This window comes from Streptomyces sp. NPDC093109, from assembly GCF_040701725.1.
Lineage (GTDB): Bacteria > Actinomycetota > Actinomycetes > Streptomycetales > Streptomycetaceae > Streptomyces.
The window spans coordinates 77,232-96,188 of sequence record NZ_JBFBEZ010000021.1 but is presented as its reverse complement, the minus strand read 5'-3'; the positions used below and the strand labels follow the sequence as shown (position 1 = coordinate 96,188).

15 protein-coding genes are annotated in these 18,957 nt (G+C 71.6%); 13 read left to right on the top strand and 2 right to left on the bottom strand.

Annotated elements, in window-relative coordinates; genetic code table 11:
- Positions 1-7: 7 nt before the first annotated feature.
- Together AB0389_RS21255 and AB0389_RS21250 are read left to right on the top strand one after the other, a co-directional pair.
- The gene (locus AB0389_RS21255) at positions 8-1,684 is read left to right on the top strand and encodes an NAD(P)/FAD-dependent oxidoreductase (protein ID WP_366396994.1); all 1,677 of its coding nucleotides are present in this window, start codon (positions 8-10) and stop codon (positions 1,682-1,684) included.
- A gap of 13 nt (positions 1,685-1,697) precedes the next feature.
- Entirely contained in the window at positions 1,698-2,939 is a 1,242-nt protein-coding gene (locus AB0389_RS21250) for a cytochrome P450 (RefSeq protein WP_366396993.1), read from the top strand.
- Here AB0389_RS21250 and AB0389_RS21245 read toward each other — a convergent pair.
- Positions 2,919-3,485, bottom strand: coding sequence for a cupin domain-containing protein (locus tag AB0389_RS21245; protein WP_366396992.1), 567 nt, complete (start codon positions 3,483-3,485; stop codon positions 2,919-2,921). The genes AB0389_RS21250 and AB0389_RS21245 overlap by 21 nt on opposite strands.
- Before the next feature lie 139 nt (positions 3,486-3,624).
- Between AB0389_RS21245 and AB0389_RS21240 the strand changes: the two genes are divergently transcribed.
- From AB0389_RS21240 to ssuE, 11 genes are all read left to right on the top strand, one after another.
- Positions 3,625-4,059 (top strand): Rrf2 family transcriptional regulator, encoded by a 435-nt coding sequence (locus AB0389_RS21240; protein WP_366396991.1) that lies wholly within the window; start codon positions 3,625-3,627, stop codon positions 4,057-4,059.
- The gene (locus AB0389_RS21235) at positions 4,056-4,973 is read left to right on the top strand and encodes a DsbA family protein (RefSeq protein WP_366396990.1); all 918 of its coding nucleotides are present in this window, start codon (positions 4,056-4,058) and stop codon (positions 4,971-4,973) included. Before AB0389_RS21240 ends, AB0389_RS21235 begins: the two co-directional genes overlap by 4 nt.
- A gap of 490 nt (positions 4,974-5,463) precedes the next feature.
- Positions 5,464-7,008, top strand: coding sequence for an ABC transporter substrate-binding protein (locus AB0389_RS21230; protein WP_366397031.1), 1,545 nt, complete (start codon positions 5,464-5,466; stop codon positions 7,006-7,008).
- A 44-nt stretch (positions 7,009-7,052) separates the two neighbouring features.
- On the top strand, positions 7,053-8,081 hold the full coding sequence (locus AB0389_RS21225) for an ABC transporter permease (protein ID WP_366396989.1): 1,029 nt from the start codon (positions 7,053-7,055) through the stop codon (positions 8,079-8,081).
- A 2-nt stretch (positions 8,082-8,083) separates the two neighbouring features.
- Positions 8,084-8,983 (top strand): ABC transporter permease, encoded by a 900-nt coding sequence (locus tag AB0389_RS21220; protein ID WP_366396988.1) that lies wholly within the window; start codon positions 8,084-8,086, stop codon positions 8,981-8,983.
- A complete protein-coding gene (locus AB0389_RS21215; protein WP_366396987.1) occupies positions 8,983-9,930 on the top strand; it encodes an ABC transporter ATP-binding protein in 948 nt (315 codons plus the stop codon). Before AB0389_RS21220 ends, AB0389_RS21215 begins: the two co-directional genes overlap by 1 nt.
- Positions 9,927-10,796 (top strand): ABC transporter ATP-binding protein, encoded by an 870-nt coding sequence (locus AB0389_RS21210; protein ID WP_366396986.1) that lies wholly within the window; start codon positions 9,927-9,929, stop codon positions 10,794-10,796. The genes AB0389_RS21215 and AB0389_RS21210 overlap by 4 nt, the downstream gene beginning before the upstream one ends.
- A 25-nt stretch (positions 10,797-10,821) precedes the next feature.
- On the top strand, positions 10,822-12,180 hold the full coding sequence (locus AB0389_RS21205) for an LLM class flavin-dependent oxidoreductase (RefSeq protein WP_366396985.1): 1,359 nt from the start codon (positions 10,822-10,824) through the stop codon (positions 12,178-12,180).
- Positions 12,170-13,945 (top strand): FAD-dependent monooxygenase, encoded by a 1,776-nt coding sequence (locus AB0389_RS21200; protein ID WP_366396984.1) that lies wholly within the window; start codon positions 12,170-12,172, stop codon positions 13,943-13,945. Before AB0389_RS21205 ends, AB0389_RS21200 begins: the two co-directional genes overlap by 11 nt.
- A gap of 1 nt (position 13,946) precedes the next feature.
- Complete coding sequence (locus tag AB0389_RS21195; protein WP_366396983.1) at positions 13,947-14,750, top strand: alpha/beta hydrolase; 804 nt, start codon at positions 13,947-13,949, stop codon at positions 14,748-14,750.
- A 93-nt stretch (positions 14,751-14,843) separates the two neighbouring features.
- The gene (gene ssuE, locus AB0389_RS21190) at positions 14,844-15,419 is read left to right on the top strand and encodes an NADPH-dependent FMN reductase (protein WP_366396982.1); all 576 of its coding nucleotides are present in this window, start codon (positions 14,844-14,846) and stop codon (positions 15,417-15,419) included.
- Between the two features lie 73 nt (positions 15,420-15,492).
- Here the strand turns inward: ssuE and AB0389_RS21185 are convergent, their stop codons facing one another.
- Positions 15,493-18,840, bottom strand: a complete 3,348-nt coding sequence (locus AB0389_RS21185; RefSeq protein ID WP_366396981.1) for a S8 family serine peptidase — start codon at positions 18,838-18,840, stop codon at positions 15,493-15,495.
- Positions 18,841-18,957 lie beyond the last annotated feature (117 nt).

The following is an 18,957-nucleotide window of genomic DNA, read 5'->3' as shown; positions in this document are numbered from 1 at the left end:
GGACCGAATGACGACCACGACGACGGCACGCAGAGAGAGCATGATCATCATCGGTGGGGGGCTCGGCGGCCTCTCCACCGGTGCGTACGGCCGGATGAACGGCTACCGCACCCGGGTCTTCGAGATGCACGAGATTCCGGGCGGCTGCTGCACCGGATGGGGCCGGGGCGACTTCACCTTCGACGCCTGCGTGAGCTGGCTGCTGGGCAACGGTCCCGGCAACGAGATGCACCAGGTCTGGCTCGAACTCGGAGCGCTCCAGGGCAAGGAGATGCGCCACTTCGACGTCTTCAACACCGTGCGGGGGACGGACGGCCGTACCGTCTACTTCTACTGCGACCCCGACCGGCTCGAACGCCATCTGCTCGCCCTGTCCCCGCCCGACGCCCGCGCGATCCGGTCCTTCTGCGCGGGGCTGCGCAAGTTCATCGCCTGTCTGCCGGCGTACCCCTTCCTCAAGCCGGTGGCGCTGATGAGCCGCCGGGAGCGCTGGCGCATGCTGGCCGGTTTCCTGCCGTACTTCAATCTCTTCCGCACCTCGATGTCCGTGCTGATGACGGAGTACTCGGCCCGCTTCAAGGACCCGCTCCTGCGGGAGGCCTTCAACTACATCCTGTACGAGAAGCACCCGGGCTTCCCCGTCCTGCCGTTCTACTTCCAGATGGCCGCGCAGGCGCACCGGTCGGCCGGGGTGCCCGAGGGCGGCTCGCTGGGGCTGGCGCGCTCCATCGAGCAGCGCTACCTGGCTCTCGGCGGCGAGATCACGTACAACGCCATGGTCGAGGAGATCCTGGTCAAGGACGACCGGGCCATCGGTGTGCGCCTCTCCGACGGCCAGGAGCACTACGCCGACATCGTCGTCTCGGCCTGCGACGGGCCCACCACGCTCCTCGGACTGCTCGACGGCCGCTATCTGGAGGGCGAGTACGCCACGCTGTACCGGGAGACCCTGCACCGTCCGGGGATGGTCTTCCCCGGCTACACCAGTGTCTTCCTCGGTCTGCGGCGCCCGTTCCCGGACGCCGACCCCACCACCACCCATCTGCTGGACGAGGCGACGGCGTCCCGGCTGACGGGCATCCGGCACCCGAGCCTCAACGTCCAGTTCCGCAGCCGCTTCTACCCCGAGCTGTCGCCCGAGGACACCACCGTCATCTACGCCACCTACTTCTCCGACACCGCGCCCTGGCGAGAGCTCGCCGAAGGTCCTGAGCGGCTCAGCCGTGCCCGCAGGGGGACGGAGCTGCACACCCTCCCGGTACGGCGCGGCAAGGCGTACACCCTCGCGAAACGGCGTACGAGGGACGCCGTCGTCGACTTCCTCGACGGGCTCTATCCGGGGCTGAAGGACTCCGTCTCGGTGCGGGACACCTGCACTCCCCTCACTCAGATCCGCTACACGAACGCCTTCGAGGGGACCTTCCTCGGCTGGCAGCCCTTCGTGGAGAGCGGCGAGGCGATGGAGGAGCTCGTCAAGAAGAACGGGCCCGTCCTGCCCGGCCTGGAGAACTTCTACCTCTCCGGGGTGTGGGCCACCACCGGCGGCCTGATCCGCGCGGCCGCCGCCGGGCGCCAGGTCGTGCAGTTCATCTGCCGGGACGACGGCATCGGCTTCACCGCCTCCGTCGACACCAGTGCCCCCCTGCCGACCCATGTCGACATCCCCGTCGGCCCGCACCGCTGAGAAAGGCAACTCCGTGACCGTGCCCCCTTGTGTCCGACCCGTCCCGGACACCTCCCCGGAGCCGCTCGCCTACCCGTTCTGGACCACCGGGGGGCTCGGCCTGTCCGACGGCTACCGGCGGCTGCGCGACCGGCCTCCCGTCCGGGTCCGGCTGCCGTACGGGGACGACGCCTGGCTCGCCACCAGCTACGAGGACGTGCGTGCCGTCCTGTCGGACCCCCGGTTCAGTCTCGCGGAGGCGGTGCGCCGCGATCAGCCCCGGATCGGCCCCATGCCCCGGGCCGGCGGGGGTCTCATCGCCCTCGACGCCCCGCGCCACACGCAGCTGCGCGCGCTGCTGGCCAAGGAGTTCACCGCCCGCCGCATCGAGCGCCTGCGCGGCCACATGGGTGAGGTCGTCGACGGGCTGCTCGACCGGATGGTCGCGGCGGGGCCGCCCGCCGATCTGGTGGAGGACCTCGCCTTCCCGCTGCCCATGAGGCTCATCTGCGAACTCGTGGGGGTTCCCGACGCCGATCAGCCGGCCGTACGCGCGTGGGCGGACACGGTGTGTTCCGGCAGTGTGACGCCGGAGGCCGTGCAGGGGCACGCCAAGGACTTCTTCACCCTCATGTACGGCTGGATCGAGGCCCGTCGCCGCGGTCCCGCGGACGATCTGATCACGGTCCTGGTCCGGGCCTGCGACGAAGGCGTCCTGACGATGGACGAGCTGACGGGACTGCTGAACGAGATCCTCATCGGCGGCTTCGTCACCACCACCAACCAGATCGCCAACTTCTTCGCGGTCCTGCTGCTGCCCCGGGAGGCCGGGGCCGGCGGCGCGGACGTGCTGGCGGCCGTCCGGGCCGACCCCGGTCTGATCCCCCGCGCCGTCGAGGAGCTCCTGCGTCTCGTCCCCCTGCTCAACGGCCTCACCCTGCCCCGCTACGCCGGCGAGGACGTGGAGCTGGGCGGTGTCCTGGTCAGGGCGGGTGAGCCGGTCGTGGTCTCCCAGGCCGCCGCCAACCACGATCCCGCCGCCTTCCCGTCGCCCGACCGCATCGTGCTCGACCGGCCGGGCACCCCGCACATCAGCTTCGGCCACGGCATCCACTACTGCCTGGGGGCCCATCTGGCGCGCCTCGAACTCCAGACGACTCTGGAGCGGGTGACGTCCCGGCTGCCGGAGCTGCGGCTGGCCGTGCCCGAGGAGGAGTTGCGGTGGCGGGACAAGGAGTTCTTCAGCGGCCTCCGGTCACTGCCGGTCGCCTGGTGAGGATCCGTCCGCTGGTGCGGATCCGTCCGCGCCGGACGATCGGGCTTCTTCTGTCCCCAGGGCGTACAGCCGCGGAAGGTTGACCACGATCGCCTCCTGGGTGGAGCGGGCGATGACGACCACGGCCTCCTCGGCGGGGTCGGGGTTCTCCTCGCGGTGGGGCACGTACGGGGGTACGAAGATGTAGTCGCCGGGAGAGGTGCGCAGGCGTACCTCCTGCGGCTGGGGGCCCGAGTCGTCGAGGAAGACGAACTCGGGGTGTCCGGCGACCACATGGATGGCGGTCTCGGACGCGCCGTGGTGGTGGTCGGAGGAGGAGGTGGCGGGAGCGACATGGGTCTGGCCCATCCACAGCTTCTCCGAGCCCACGGTGCTGCCGCTGATGGCGGCGAATCGGCGCATGCCGCCGGTCTGCGCCGTGTCGCCGTGAAGGGCGTCGGCGCGGATGTGGTGCAGGCGGGCGCGCAGGGGTGCGGCGGGCTGCCCGGTGGTGTTGTGGAGATGGGGGTGGAAACCTTCGCCGGGGGTCGTCAACGGCTCGCTCATGAGTGGCGACGCTAGGTCGGCCCGGGAAAGGATGTCAAGAGGTGTCCATTGGCCTTCACCTGCGGCAATGTTCCCGCAATGTACGAGGGGATGCGTGGGAGGCCCCCATGCCGGGCACCTCGTCGGGCATGATGTGGGCATGCATATCTCCGCGAAGGCGGACTACGCCACGCGGGCCCTGTTGGAGCTCGCCCGCGAACCTGCCCGCCCGCTCACGTGCGAGGCCATCGCCTCCTCGCAGCAGATCCCGTTCCGGTTCCTCAAATCCGTGGTGGGCGAGCTGCGGAGAGCCGGTCTGGTACGCAGCCAGCGCGGCTGCGAGGGCGGGTACTGGCTCGGCCGGCCCGCCGAAGAGATCACACTGCTGGATGTCACACGCGCCGTGGACGGCGAGTTGATCACCTTGCGGGGTGAGCCGCTGGCCGGGCTCGACTATCCCGGTCCCGCCTCCGGACTGCCCGTGGTGTGGCGTCAGATCGAGGCGCACGCCGCCGCGGTCCTGGACAGGGTGACCGTCGCGGGGCTGCTGCCCACCGCGGCGGGCGCGGGCCCGAGCCGGAAGGGAGCCGCGTGAGCGCGCCACCGGACCGGCCGGCGGTGGAAGTGGTGGAGTACACCGACCCGTTGTGTCCCTGGGCGTGGGGTTCCGAGCCCGTCTTCCGCCGGCTCCGCGCGGGACTGGCGGGCCGGGTCCGCTGGCGCCGTGTGTACTGCCTCCTCTTCGACCACGACGACGATCCGGCGCCCGACCCGGCGGCGGAGACGGCCTGGTACGCGCGGTACGTCGAGGAGATCAGCGCCCACACGGGGGCGCCGAGGGCGGTCCGGCTGAGCCGTGTGGCGGCGAGTTCCTGGCCGTCCTCGCTGGTCGCCAAGGCCGCCGAGGAGCAGGGCGCCGAGGTGGCCGAGCGGGTGCTGCGCCGGCTGCGGGAGAGCGTCTTCGTCCTCGGGGAGCCCGCGGACACCACCGCGCTGGCGCTGTCGGCGGTACGGGGCGTACCGGGCCTGGACGCCGGGCGGCTGGCCGCCGACGCGGCGGCGGCCGGCACGCTGGAGCGGCTGCGCGCCGACCGTGCCGAGGCGCGCCGTCCGGTCGACGCGGTGCTGTCCGTACGCGGTGGGTCGCCGCATCCCGGCGCCGCCAAGGAGACCGCCGACGGCGGCCACCGGTACGCGCTGCCCACCTTGCTGGTCCGTACGGCCGCCGGGTACCGCGCCGTGCCCGGCCGGCGGCCGTACGAGGAGTACGCCGCGGCGCTCGACGCGGTGTGTCCCGGACTGCTGCCGGACCCGGTGCTGTTGGCGCCCGGGGAGGCGCTCACGCGGTACCGGAGCCTGACCGATCCGGAGCGCGGGCTGCTGACCCGCGGCCCGTGGCCCCCGCCGGACGCGGTCCGTGTCGGGACGGGCAACGGCCCCGTGTGGCTGCATCCGGAGGAGGCCGCGGTGCACCCGGCCACCCGCCGGAGCGCTCCCCCGGGGCCCTGACACGCCTCTGATCAGCGGTCGGGGCCGTCCCGCCGAATGAGACACCATTTGGTGTCCATTGACAGCCGCTGACGGCTGCCCCCAGGATGTGCAGCATGCTCACGACGCACCCCGGCGTGGTGTGCCGCTACGTGGATCTGCGGCGCACCTGCAGCGCTCTCTGTCGCTGACCGCCTGCCGCCCACGGCCCACCGGCGCCTGACACCGTTCCCGTCGGCACCGGCCGCCCGCCGCCCCACCGCCCGGCGTCCGTCATCCCGCGCCGCCCCCGTCACGCGCCGTCGCTCCCCTCCTCCCGTATCCCGAACGTCCCGAAATCCGGTACGTCCCCCCGCGATCCGCCGACGCCGCATGCCCCGGCCCGCCATGCACACCCGCGCTCAGCCACGCCCACCCACCCGGTCGCCGAAGCCCGCGCCGGTGGGTCGGTCCAGGGCTGAGCCGGTGTCCGGCGCCGGGTCACACCGCCCTTTCCGAAGAGAGAAAAATGATGCCCGGACGCCTCACACCACACCGCCCCGGCCGACTGCGCGCCACGGCCCTGGGGGCCGCCCTCGTCTCCGTACTCGTCCCCGCGCTGAGCGCCTGCGGGGGTGACGCCGCGTCGGCGAGCGGCGGCGCCACACTGAAGTGGACCTCCTCCTACTTCCCCTCCCACTGGGATCCGGTGGTCGGGGGAAGCGGCGCCCAGTTCCGCGAACTCTCCCTGGTGTACGCGTCGTTGACCCGAACCGACAAGACGGGGAAGGCCGTCCCCGATCTGGCCAGGAGCTGGGAGTACAACGACAGGGGCGACCGGATCACCTTCCATCTGCGCCCCGATCTGAAGTTCAGCGACGGTGAGCCGGTGGACGGCGCGGCCGTGAAGGCCGCCATCGAGCGGGCCAAGAAGCAGAAGAACTCGGCGCTCTTCGGCGACCTCACCTCCATCAAGTCGGTGGACGCCGACGGACTGGACGCGGTCGTCCACCTCAGCCAGGTCGACTACCAGATACCGCAGCTGCTCGGTCAGCGTGTGCTGCAGATCGCCAGCCCCAAGGCGGCCTCGTCCCCCGAGGAACTGGACCGGAACCCGGTGGGCGCCGGGCCGTTCACCGTCACCCAGCTCGTACCGGGGACCAAGGCGGTGCTGAAGAAGAACCCGGAGTACTGGGACGCCAAGAACATCCACATCGACAACGTCGAGCTGACCTCGGCCCCCGACGCCTCCACGGTCGTCTCCGGACTCCAGACCGGTGTCTACAACTTCGCGGACATCGCGCCCAGTCAGGCGGACGCCGCCAAGAAGGCCGGGCTTGATGTCTTCGTCCTGCCAGGGTTCAACGCCTCGAACATCAGCCTGAACATCAACAAGGCGCCGTTCGACAACGACAAGGTCGTCGACGCCGTCCGCCACGCGATCAACCGGCAGGAGTTCGTCGACAAACTGACCTTCGGCTACGGCGAGGTGACCGACCAGCCGTTCCCCAAGGGGTACGTGGCCTACGACCCGACATCCGAGAACGCCTACGCCTACGACCCGGCGAAGTCCAGGAAGCTTCTCGCCGAGGCTGGTTACAAGGCGGGCGACATCAAGCTCGACCTGGTCATCCCGTCGGAGGACCCCCAGGCGGAGATCGTCCAGGAGCAGCTGGCCAAGGCCGGCATCACCGTCACCATCAAGATCGACAAGAACTGGGCCACCCCGTTCTTCGCCAAGGACCTGACCCTCTCGCTGTACGGAACGACGGGGCGCGACTCCGCGGCGCAGACCCTCACCGCGCACTTCGGCCCGAACGGCCCGCTCAACCTCAGCTCGCCCTACGAGCCGGCCGGCTTCGAGGCCGCCGTCGCCAAGGTCCGCCAGACCCCGCTGGACTCACCCGACTACGCGAAGGTGCTGCAGGCGGCGACCCGGGCCGGTCTGAAGAGCAAGGCGCTGGTCTTCACCTACTCCTCGCCCAACCTCATCGCCAAGAGCAAGTCCATCTCCGCACTCCCGGAGAACCCGGCCCATATCGACTGGACCGGTGTGACCATCGGCGCCTACAACTGACACTCCGTTCACCACACGGAGACCACACAGAGAGGAGGCAACCCATGACGACGGCTGAGGCACAGGCCACGACCGGCGTCCGTCCGAAGGCCGCGGCGGGATGGACACGGCACGCTCTGGGCCGCGTCCCGGTCACCCTCGCCCGGTCGGTCGCGATCTTCGTGCCCGTCTTCCTGGTAGCGACGTTCGTGACGTTCGCGCTGCGGTCACTGAGCGGGCTCAGCCCGGCGCGGATCCAGCTGGGCGAGGAGGCGACTCCCGAAGCCGTCGCCAGGGTCGAGGCCCAGTGGGGCCTCGACCGGCCCTTCCTGGTCCAGTACGGGGACTGGCTCGGCGGTGTGCTGCGCGGACAGCTCGGCACCAGCTGGACCAACGGCGCCGACATCTCCACCCTCATCGGCCTCGGCCTGGGCGTGAGCCTGTCGGTGGCGACCTTCGCGCTGGTGATCGGTGTGGTCGCCGGATTCGTCCTCGGCACGGTCGCGGCGCTGCGCCGCACCACCTGGGTGGACCGGGCGATCACGGGGTTCGTCACGGTGATCTCGGTGATGCCGGCCTTCGTCGTCGGTATCGTGCTGGTCGCGGTCCTGGCGGTGGGGCTGCGTCTGTTCCCGTCGGCCGGTTACGTTCCGGCGGCGCAGGGGCTCGGCCCCTGGCTCGCCCATATCACCCTCCCCGCCGTCGCGTTGAGCTTCGACGTCGTCGCCGATGTCGCCCGCCAGCTGCGCACCAGCCTGATCACCGCCTACCAGGAGAACTATGTGACGGGCGTGGTGGTGCGGGGGCTGAGTCCGCGTCGGATCTTCTTCGGCCATGTGCTGCGCAACGGCCTCGGGCCGGCGCTCGCCACTCTGGGGCTGAAGTTTCCCTCCCTGGTCGGCGCCTCCGTCGTCACGGAGTGGATCTTCGGTCTGCAGGGTTTCGGCCGGTTCGCCAACGACGCCGCCCAGGCCGGCGACGTACCCGCCGTACAGGGCGTCCTCGTGGTGTCGATCGTTCTGGTCGTCTCCTTCAATCTGATCGTCAACCTGGTGCTGGCGCGTGTGACGCCGGCATCCCAGCGGGGGGTGTGACCATGGTGCGCCGCGTGCTCTCCCTGACGTCCGGCCGGATCGCGGTGGTCATCCTGTCGGTGATCGCTCTGCTCGCCCTGTTCGGACCGCTGCTGGCCCCGCAGAATCCGCTGGCCACCAGCGACACCACGCTCGCCACCGCGTCGGGCGCCCACTGGCTGGGCACCGACTACCTCGGCCGCGATGTGCTGAGCCGGCTTCTCGACGGCTCCCGTGTCAGTGTGCTCGGTTCGTTCGAGGTCGCGCTCACGGCGCTCGGTGTCGGCGCGGTCCCCGGGATCCTCTCGGTCTATCTGGGGCGGGTCTTCGAATGGATCACCCTGCGGCTGACCGACACACTGGTCGCCCTGCCGTTCCTGCTGTTCGCCGTGGCCGTCATCGCACTGCTCGGCAACGGCATCACCCAGGCGATGCTGGTCACCGGGGTGCTGGTGTCCCCGCTGTTCTACCGGGTGGCCCGGGCCGCCACACTGACCGTGGCCCGCTCGCAGTACGTGGAGGCCGCTCTTGTCTCGGGCGCCTCGATCGGCTGGGTGGTACGCCGTCATGTCTGGGTCAAGGTGCTCCCGCCGATCGCGGTCGCCCTCGCCCAGACCATCGGCGTCGGCTTCGTCATCGTGTCGAGCCTGACCTTCCTCGGGATCGGCGTCCAGCCGCCCGCACCCACCTGGGGCGGCCTGCTCGCCTCGGACCTGGGCTACCTCAGCCACCGGCCGTGGGCGCCGCTCGCCCCCGCTCTGTTGATCATGGTGACCGTCTGGGCCTGCAACCTCCTCGCCGACGCGATCCGCGATGTCTCCGGCGAGGCGGGCCGTGCGCTGGTCAACAGCCGCAGGGCCCGCGCCAACCGCCTCGGCACAACCGACTCCGACTCCGCTCCCGTTCCCGCCGGAGGTGCGTGATGGCGACACTGTCCCAGAGACTCCTCGCCACGTCCGAGGCCGACGCCGACGCCGACGCCACGTCGGAGGCCACGTCGGAGGCCGCGTCCGAGAAGCCCACCGAGCCCGGGTCCGGCCGCGCGGCCGGACCGCCGGCCCCGGTGCTGTCCGTACGCGACGTACGTATCACGGACCGGGCGGGCGGCCGTGAGATCGTGCACGGCGTGAGTTTCGCGCTCACCCCCGGCCGGGCCGTCGGCATCGTCGGCGAGTCCGGCAGCGGAAAGACCCTCACCTGCCGTGCCGCGCTGGGGATCCTGCCCGCCCACTTCGAGATCACCGGCGGCTCGGTCGAGATCGACGGCAGCGACATCGCCACCCTGACGCCCGCGCGGTGGACGGCGCTGCGGGGCGCCACAATCAGCGCGGTCTTCCAGGACCCGGCGTCCTATCTCAACCCCTCGATCCGGGTGGGCGCGCAGATCGCCGAGGTCATCCGGGTCAAGAAGGGACTCAAGCGGCGCGAGGCCCGCCGGCGCGCGATCGAGCTGCTGCGCGCCGTACACCTGCGGGACCCGGAGCTGGTCCACGGCCAGTATCCGCACGAGCTATCCGGCGGCATGCTCCAACGGGTCCTCATCGCGGCGGCGATCGCCGGCGGTCCGCGGATCCTCATCGCCGACGAGGCCACGACCGCGCTCGACGTCACCGTCCAGGCCGAGATCCTCGACCTCCTGGCCGACCTGCGCGAACAGACCGGGCTGGCCCTCGTCGTGGTCTCGCACGACCTGGCCGTCGTCGCCCAGCTGTGCGACGAGGTCCTGGTCATGCGGCAGGGCGAAGTGGTCGAGCAGGGGCCGCCCCACGAGGTGCTCCACCATCCGCGGCACGAGTACACCCGGCTGCTGATCGCCGAGCACGAGCACTACGGCCTGGAGAAGTTCCTCGCCCCCGAGGAGGAGAGATGAGTACGGACAGCTCACGGGTACCGGCGGGCGCCGAGGGAACCGCGCGCCCGGTCCTCGACATCAGGGATCTCCAGGTGCACTACGGGTCGCGCCGGCGCCGCCGGCCCGCCCTGCGCGGGATCTCGCTGAGCGTCGCGCCGGGCGAGACCGTCGGTGTCATCGGTGAGACGGGCTCGGGCAAGTCCACACTCGCGCGGGCCGCGCTCGGTCTGGTGCGCCCCTCGGCGGGCTCGGTCGTCGTCGACGGCGAGGACACCAGTGCGTACGACCGGCGGCAGTGGCGCGCCCTGCGCCGCCGCGGTGTGATCCAGTACGTCTTCCAGGACCCCCTGCGCAGTCTCGACCCGGACCTCACCGTCGAGGAGTCCCTGGCCGAGCCGCTGCTCGTCCAGGGCATGTCCCGTGACGAGGCGGCGGTTCGGCTGCGCGCCTTCCTCTCCCGCGTCCGGCTCTCCGACGACCTGCTCGGCCGGCTGCCCGGTGAGCTCTCCGGCGGCCAGCGCCAGCGCGTCGCGGTCGCCCGGGCGCTGGTCACCGAACCGCGGCTGGTCATTCTCGACGAACCGGTCAGCGCCCTGGACTCCGCCAACCGCGTCCAGATCCTCCAGATCCTCGAGGAGCTGCGCGCCGACGGCGTGGGCCTGGTCTTCATCTCCCACGACCTCGGCTCCGTCGCCGGCGTCGCCGACCGTATCGCCGTGCTGTACCGGGGCGAGCTGGTCGAGTCGGGCCCCGCACGCGAGGTCATCGGCCGGCCCCAGCACGTCTACACGCGCCTGCTCGTCCGTTCCGCGCCGACCCTGCGCAGCGCTCCGGCCGCCGACCGCGCCGAACGCGCGGAGCTGCGCGCGCTCCTGCACTCCTGAGCCCACGACAGAACAGGAACAAGCCATGTCCCGCACGATCCATCTCGCGCTCCACCCCTACGGCGTGGGCGGCCCCGGCCAGCACGGTCTGTGGAAGGACCCGCGCGTCGCGAAGAACGCCAGCATCGACATCAACTACTACATCCGGCTGGCCCAGGCGGCCGAACACGCCTTGTTCGACGCCCTGTTCATCGTCGACAGCCAGTTCATCAACGCCACCTACCCGGCGCACTACCTCAACCGTCTTGAGCCGCTGACCCTGCTGTCCGCCGTCGCGACCCACACCCGGCACATCGGTCTGGTCGCGACCGCGAGTTCGACGTACAACTCGCCGTTCAACCTCGCCCGCCGGTTCGCCTCGCTCGACCACATCAGCGGCGGGCGGGCCGGCTGGAACGTGGTGACCAGCTTCGACACCGGCACGTCCCGGAACTACGGGCTCGACGAGCACCTCGACTACGCCACCCGCTACGCTCGCGCCCTGGAGTCCGTCCAGGTCGCCCGCGGCCTGTGGGACTCCTACGAGGACGACGCCTTCCCGGCCGACCCGGCGCGCGATGTCTTTCTCGACCCGGCCAAGCTGCACGAACTCAACCATGCGGGCGAGCACTTCAAGGTGGCGGGGCCGCTCAATCTCTCCCGCTCCCCGCAGGGCCAGCCGGTGATCTTCCAGGCCGGGGTGTCCGAGGAGGGCCGCGATCTCGCCGCGCGGGTCGCCGAGGGCATCTACGCGCCGGGCGGCACCCTGCGACAGGCACAGGAGTACTACGCGGACATCAAGAAGCGCACCGCTTCGTACGGCCGCGACCCCGACCACATCAAGATCTTCATCCATGGCGGCCCGGTCGTCGCGGCCACCGACGAGGCCGCCCTGCGCCGCGAGCGGGAGATCTTCGAGGAGGACAACGACTTCGACCGCAACCTCGCCCTGCTCGGCCGTTCCTTCGGCGCCCACGACTTCAGCGCGTACGACCTGGACGCGCCCTTCCCCGACGTGGCACACCTCGCCGAGAAGGGCGGTCGCACGGGCGCCGCGGGAATCATCGAGCGGGCCGCCAGCGAAGGACTGACGCTGCGTCAGGTGGCCGAGTCCCTGAACCAGTTCCGCCGTTCACCCTTCGTGGGGGCGCCGGAGACCGTCGCCGACACCATCGAGGAGTGGTTCGACGCCGGTACCTTCGACGGCATCAACCTCGCCTTCCGTACCGAGGACGAACTCGGCCTCTTCGTCGACGGCGTCGTCCCGATCCTGCAGCGGCGCGGACTGTTCCGCACCGAGTACGCGGCCGACACCCTGCGCGGAAATCTCGGTCTGCCGGTGCCGGCCAACCGGCACACTCCCGGCGAGCCTGCCGTGAACGGCGGGCCGCACCATGAGCGTTGAGGGCCGAGCCGGGAACGCACTGCGAGCGACCGGTGGCCGCGATGTCCACACCGTCCGTTTCCCCACCACCGCTCCCCCGGCGGAGGTGGACGTCCTGATCGTCGGCGCGGGTCCTGTGGGCCTGGCGGCGGCGGTCGAGCTGACCTCCCGCGGTGTCCGGGCCGCCGTGGTCGAACGCGCCCGCACCGCGACCCTGGCGCGGGCCGGCGCGATGGGACACAGCCCGCGCGTCGTGGAGCATCTGCGGCGCTGGCGGCTGCTCCAGCACGTACGCGACGCGTGGACCTACCCGCCGGAGTGGAACCGGGGCACCCGGCTGGTCACCTCCCTGGCCGGGCACGAGCTGGTGCCGGTGCCCCGGCCGTCGTTCACCGACCGGGACCGCGCGCCCGGGCAGCACTCGTCGGCCGAGGCGCTGCGGCGCCCGCAGACCGTGCTCCAGCGGGTGTTCCTCGATCATCTGGCGGAACGGGGGGTGAGTGTGTCCGGCGGCCGGGAGCTGACGGCGCTGCGCGAGCACGCCGGGGGAATCGACGCGGAGGTGGTGGACACCGGCTCGGGCCGGCCGCGCACCGTCCGCGCGGCGTATGTCCTGGGCACCGACGGAGGGAGCAGTACGACCCGCCGGCTGGCCGGCATCGGCCGCGAGGGCGGCCACGCGACCGAGAAGCGGCTGCGCCTCATCGTCCGTACCGGCGACATCTCCGACCGGGTGGGGGCCGCGCCGAGCGCGACCAACATCGTCGTCAACGCCCTGGCGTCCGGCTTCCTGGCCGCCGTCAGCTCCCGCGAGTGGCGGGTGTACGCGGGACCGTACCCGCTCGACCACGAGCCCGGCGAGGAAGAACTCCTGGCGGTGGGCCGGGCCGCGTTCGGCTTCGACGTGGACCTTGAGCTGGTGTCCGCGACGACCTTCTACCACGCCACCCGGATCGCCGAGACGTTCCGGCGCGGACGGGTGCTGCTCGCCGGTGACGCCGCCCATGTGCGGACGCCCGGCGGCAATCTGGGCGAGGGCATCGGCGATGTGACCAACCTCGGCTGGAAGCTCGCGGCGGTCCTCGCCGGCCATGCCCCGCACGACCTGCTGGACTCGTACGACCAGGAGCGCCGCCGGCACAACTGGCGCGTCGCCGACCACGCCCTGGCACACGCGCTGCGCACCCGGGCCACCGTGGCCGAGATCCGCCGCGGGGGGATTCCCGACGACGCGGACCTCGGTCCCGAGGCCACGCGGCGACGGGCCGAGATCGGTGAACGGCTGCGCCAGGACCGCTCCGACGCCGCCGGTGTCACCTTCGACGAACGCTACGACGCCTCGGCGGTGGTCCGGTACGAGCCCGGCCAGCTCGCCACCGAACCGCCCTGGCGCGCGGAGGTCTACGAGGACGACCCGCGGCCGGGCCACCGGGCTCCGGACGGTCCCGTCGACCCGCACGGCGGAACGCTCCACGACCGTCTCGGCACGTCCTTCGGGCTGCTCGTCCTGACCGAGGACCGTACGGTCGAGCGGGCCTTCGCCGCCGAGGCCGCCGCCCGGTCCCTGCCCTTCACGGTCATCCACCTCACCGACCCGGCGGCCCGCGCCGTCTACGGCACCACCAATGTCCTGGTCCGCCCCGACCAGCATGTCGCCTGGCGCGGCACCCAGTTGCCCGTCACGGGCGCCGCCGCGGTCCTCGACCAGGTGCTCGGCCATCCCGGACCCGGCCGGCACCGCGACCTGACACCGAACCGCTTTGACCCCGCGTCCGCAGGAGTGTGAGATGACCGATGACAGCGATTACCACGGCCCCGAAGGGCTCCGTGTCCGGGGCACGATCCTCGTGGTGCCCGGCCGCGGCGAGACCCGGGCGACCTACGCCCGGCTGGGCAGGCGGCTCGCCGCCGACGCCTATCGTGTCCGGGTGACCGAGGCGCCGGTCCTCGACGCCGGGGATCCGTCCGCTTCCCTGACCGCCTTCGCGGCCCGCGTCTTCGACGCGGTCGAGGACACCGCGGCCGGGGACGGTGCCGTCCGGCCCGTCGTTCTCCTCGGAGCCGACTCGGGCGCCGCCGCGATCGCCGCGCTCCTCGCCCGGGACGGGACAACGGACGCCCGGGGGCCCGACGCCGTCGTCCTCGCGGGCCTCCCCGGTCTCTCCGGCCGGGCCGCCGGTCCCGCCGGTCCCGCCGGTCCCGCCGGCACCTCCGGTACCTGGGACGACGAGCTGAACGTCCGGACATCCTGCCCCGCCCACCGTGGAACCCTCACCGAGGACCCCCAGGTGCGGCGCGGCGCACTCGACGACGCGGTACCGGACGCCGTACTCACCGCCGCCCACGAGGGCGAACTCGGTGTGCCCGCCCTGTTCCTCGTCGGCGACGCCGACCCTCTCGCCGACCACGAGGCACTCGCCCGCGCGGCGAAGTCGCTGCCCCGGGCCCGGCTTTCGGTCGTCCACGGCGCCCACCACGATGTCCTCAACGACCTCCAGCACCGGTCGGTGGCGGCCGAGGTCGTCGGCTTCCTCGAAACACTGCGCAACGGACTCCTGCCGCCGATCACGGTGCGGTCGAGCGCGTGGTGAACGCCGCCGTCGCGCCACCCACCACCACCATCACCACCCCGATCCCGTCCGCCCGGTACATCCGCGCCTCGATCCCGGAAGGTCCGTCCCGCCATGGCCACCATTCTGTCCGTCTCCGGAAGCCCCTCCCCCACCTCCCGCACCACACGGCTGCTGCGCCATCTCGACGACCGGCTCCGCCTCCAGGGCCATGACGTGACACCGCTTGAGGTGCGCACCCTTCCCGCGCAGGCGCTGCTCGGCGCCGACTTCCGGCATCCCGCGATCGTCGAGGCGACCGCCCTGTTCGAGCGGGCGGACGGCGTGGTCATCGGGACGCCCGTCTACAAGGCCGCCTACTCGGGCCTGCTCAAGTCGCTTCTCGACCTGCTCCCGCAGTACGCGCTGACGGGCAAGACGGTGCTGCCGCTGGCCACCGGCGGCAGCACGGCCCATGTGCTGGCCATCGACTACGCGCTGCGTCCGGTGCTGAGTTCCATGGGCGCGGCGCACATCGTGCCCGGCTGGTTCCTCCTCGACAAGGACATCACCGGCGGGGAGAGCGGTGAGGGCGGCGGGAACGGCGCGCCGTCCATCGCCCCCGCCGCCGCCGAGGCGCTGGAGCGGGTCACGGACCACTTCTCCGCCGCGCTGGGAGGCCGTACGACCGTCCTCGCGCGCACGGCGTAGGCCCGGGCCCGGGTGACCGCGCGCCGACGCCCCGCGGCGACCGCTCGCCGCGGGGCATCGACTCAAACACGCCCTAGGTGAGCAGGTAGGCCTTGATGATCGTCAGGTCGTAGGTGTTGTCATCGGTGTCCGTCAGCTTCGCCTTGAGGGACACCGACGTGGCCGACGCCGGGTGGGACAGTGTCAGGCTCTTCGCGCCGTTCGCGGCGGTGGTGACCTCCGCCGGCCGCCATGTGGTGCCGGCGTCGTACGACACGCTCATGTCCAGCGACTCGAATCCGTCGCCGGCCGCCGGGCCGTGGACCGTCACGGGAACCGTCAGCTCCGTACCCGCCCGTGCGGTGCTCTCCGGTGTCAGTTCCGGGGAGAACGTGAGTGTCGACATCGGCAGCGGGCTCGACCCGTCCGCACCGGGTGACGCGGACGTGAACGTCCAGCTCGCCCGGGTGCGGGTGCTGGTCGCCGCCACCTCCGCGCCCGGTGATATCTCGGTGGACACCGTGTACGCGGCCTCGGCAGGGGGCTGTCCGTCCAGCCAGAAGCAGGGCCCGTCGTCGGTGTCGAGGACGGTCCGGCCGTCGGCCGTGACCACGGTCCTGGACCGGGACAGCTGCGAACCGGCGGTGTGGCCGGCTCCGTCGACGGTCAGCGGGCAGACCGAGAGGGCGTCGTCGTACCGGACGGCACGCCCCTCGGCGATCTTCGGGCTGAAGACACCCACGTTGTAGGTGGTGTCGTACCGTGTGTCCGCCCGGTACGTCGTGAAGTCCGAGCCCCCGTACGACACTTCGTTGTCGTACGGATCGGCGCCCAGGGCCTGCTGGCCGGAGAAGAAGCTCCATTCGTAGCCTGCCGGGGTGTTCACATACTGCGTGAACCCGGCGGGGAGTGCGAACGCCTTCCGGCCGGGGACGTACATCCCGGTCCGGAGCTGGCCCGTGCGCTGCCAGACGGCGTCGACCCGCCCCTGCTTGCCCTGCACCGAGGCGCCGATCCCGATGTCCACCAGGGCGAGTTCACTCGTGTCGACCTTGTGGGCGTAGCCGGTGAAGTAGCTGCCCCGGCGGTCGTAGACCAGGGTGTAGGAGGTGGAGTCCTTGCTGTACCGCAGGCCGAGGGTGGCTTCGAACTCGTCGTCGGGAAGTGTGTCACCGACGTGCGCGAAGGTGAAGCCCTCCGTCGAGCCGATCCAATCCCTGCTGCTGGAAACCGACTGCCCCTCGGTGTCGTACGTCCGGTAGCTCAGCCAGCCGCCGTCGAACTCCGTGGCCTCCGGGGTGGTGATGGCGATGGGTCTGGCCTCGCGGCCGTCCATGGTGACCGTGGTGTCCCCGGTCAGCCTCAGCTTCGGCTGGACGAACCGTGCGACGGCGGGCTCACCGCCCGGGGCCGGTGTGTCGACCTCGGTGCTGACGGTGTACTCGCCGCGCGGTATCCGTACGGTGACCTCGCCCTCGCCGGCCTCCGCGGAGACCTGCTCCTCGACATCGCTGTCGAGGGCGACGAGCTCGGAGTACGCCGCGGCGGGCTCGCCCTTGTTGTCGAGGTACTTCATCGTGAGGCTGTACGACTCCACCTCGCGGACGACGCCCAGGGTGGTGCGCACACGGTGACCGCCCTCGGTGGCGGTCGCGACCACCGTGCCCGAGAAGTCGCCGTCCACGCCGCCGACCGAGGTGTCGGCGGTGAGCCGCACGTCGGTGCTCTCCCCGGGGGCCACGGTGATCCGCTCCGTGCCCAGCCGGAAGAACCCGTCCAGGGCGGCGCCGCCGTCCGGTCCCCGGGTCTCCAGCGCCAGGTCGAGGGTGACGGCCCCGGTGCCGTCGTTGCGGTAGGTGAGCGTCTTCGCCACCGGCTTGTCGTCGGTGTGCGGCCACCGCGCCGTCCCGAAGTTCACCGACGTCTGTTCGCTGACGACGGTCTGGGTCAGCGCCTTCGCCACGTCGGCACGGCCCGTTCCCTGCTGGTACGGCGTCAGCCCGGCGCCGGGGGTCGCGGACGCGGTCAGCGCCTGCTTGATGCGCTCGCCCGGCCACTGCGGATGCCGCTGCGCGAGGATCGCCGCCGCACCGGCGACATGCGGGGCCGCCATCGAGGTCCCCGACGCCGAGACATAGCCGTCGGCCGCCGGGGAACCCATCATGCCCCGGGCGGCCTTGGCCGCCACGATGTCCACACCGGGAGCGGTGATGTCCGGCTTCAGCGAGCCGTCGACCGCCGGGCCGGCACTGGAGAAGCCGGCGATCGAGTCGTCACGGTCCACGGCGCCGACGGTCAGCGCCGCTTCCGCGCTCCCCGGCGAGGTGACGGTTCTCGCGTCCGGGCCGCTGTTGCCGGCCGAGATGACGAAGAGGATCCCCGTCTCCTTCGAGAGCCGGTCGACGGCCTCCTTCATCGGGTCGTTCTCTGGGTCCTCCGGAAAGCCCAGGCTCACGTTGGCGACCTTGGCCCCCTGGTCGGCGGCCCACTGCATGCCCGCGATGACCGAGGAGGCGGAGCCGAACCCGCGGTCGTCCGTGACCTTGGCGTCCAGGATCTTCGCCCCGGGAGCGACGCCCTTGTACGTACCGCCCGACTTCGCCCCGGAGCCGGCCGCGATCGACGCCACGTGGGTGCCGTGGCCGAAGTGGTCCTCGGAGTTGTCCGCGTCCGAGAACGTCTTCTTCCCGATCACGGCGCCCGCCAGGTCGGGGTGGGTCTCGTCGACACCGGTGTCCAGGACGGCGACTTTCACGCCCGCGCCGGTGTAACCGGCCTCCCACGCGGCCGGGGCGCCGATCTGCGCGGTACTCCGGTCCAGGCTCACCCGGCCTCTGGCGTCCAGCCAGACCCGCTCGATGCCCGTCGTCGCGGCCCCCATAAGCGACGGGGACGCGGTGGCCGTGAGCGACCGCCACACCTTCGACCCGCCGCGCTTCGGCGCCAGTACCGCCGCGCCGTGCACGGCGGGCAGACTCCGCCTCACCGACGCGCCCGCCCCGGTGAGGCCCGACCTCGCCGACGCGGCGCTCCTGGTGCCGTACGACACGATCAGCGGCACCGTGTCGCGGCCCGCGTCGTCGTAACCGGCCTCGACGAGCCCGGTCACATCGAACAACCGCCGGTCGAGCGCCTTGCGGGCGATCAGCCGCCGGGCGTCCGACGGAATCACATAGGTGTTGCCACCGATCCGGCTCACCGACATCCGAACGGACTCGCGCCCCTTGGCATTGCGGATCTCACGCACATCGCCGTCGGTGTTCATCAGCACCCGGTCGCCGGTGATCAGTGTCACCACCGCACCGGCACGCGCGGCGCCGCCGTCCACCGGCGGGCTCGCCCCTGCCGTGCCGGGCGACGGCACGGCCGATGCCCCGGTCACCGCCCCCGCCGTGAGCACCACGGCCACCGCGGTGGCCGTGATCCTTTTCCTGCTGGTCAATGTGGTCTCCCCAACCATGGACGGAGAATCGCCTGCCCGGTACGTACCGGCCAGGCGATTCACAACACCTCTATGACGGAGGGAGCACACCGATGCGCTGGACGTCATCCGGCCATT

Coding starts and splice junctions, on each gene's coding strand:
- AB0389_RS21230 (WP_366397031.1), top strand. CDS start 5,464: ATGCCCGGACGCCTCACACCACACCGCCCCGGCCGACTGCGCGCCACG.
- AB0389_RS21210 (WP_366396986.1), top strand. CDS start 9,927: ATGAGTACGGACAGCTCACGGGTACCGGCGGGCGCCGAGGGAACCGCG.
- AB0389_RS21205 (WP_366396985.1), top strand. CDS start 10,822: ATGTCCCGCACGATCCATCTCGCGCTCCACCCCTACGGCGTGGGCGGC.
- AB0389_RS21245 (WP_366396992.1), bottom strand. CDS start 3,485: ATGAGCGAGCCGTTGACGACCCCCGGCGAAGGTTTCCACCCCCATCTC.
- AB0389_RS21215 (WP_366396987.1), top strand. CDS start 8,983: ATGGCGACACTGTCCCAGAGACTCCTCGCCACGTCCGAGGCCGACGCC.
- AB0389_RS21225 (WP_366396989.1), top strand. CDS start 7,053: ATGACGACGGCTGAGGCACAGGCCACGACCGGCGTCCGTCCGAAGGCC.
- AB0389_RS21240 (WP_366396991.1), top strand. CDS start 3,625: ATGCATATCTCCGCGAAGGCGGACTACGCCACGCGGGCCCTGTTGGAG.
- AB0389_RS21195 (WP_366396983.1), top strand. CDS start 13,947: ATGACCGATGACAGCGATTACCACGGCCCCGAAGGGCTCCGTGTCCGG.
- ssuE (WP_366396982.1), top strand. CDS start 14,844: ATGGCCACCATTCTGTCCGTCTCCGGAAGCCCCTCCCCCACCTCCCGC.
- AB0389_RS21255 (WP_366396994.1), top strand. CDS start 8: ATGACGACCACGACGACGGCACGCAGAGAGAGCATGATCATCATCGGT.
- AB0389_RS21200 (WP_366396984.1), top strand. CDS start 12,170: ATGAGCGTTGAGGGCCGAGCCGGGAACGCACTGCGAGCGACCGGTGGC.
- AB0389_RS21220 (WP_366396988.1), top strand. CDS start 8,084: ATGGTGCGCCGCGTGCTCTCCCTGACGTCCGGCCGGATCGCGGTGGTC.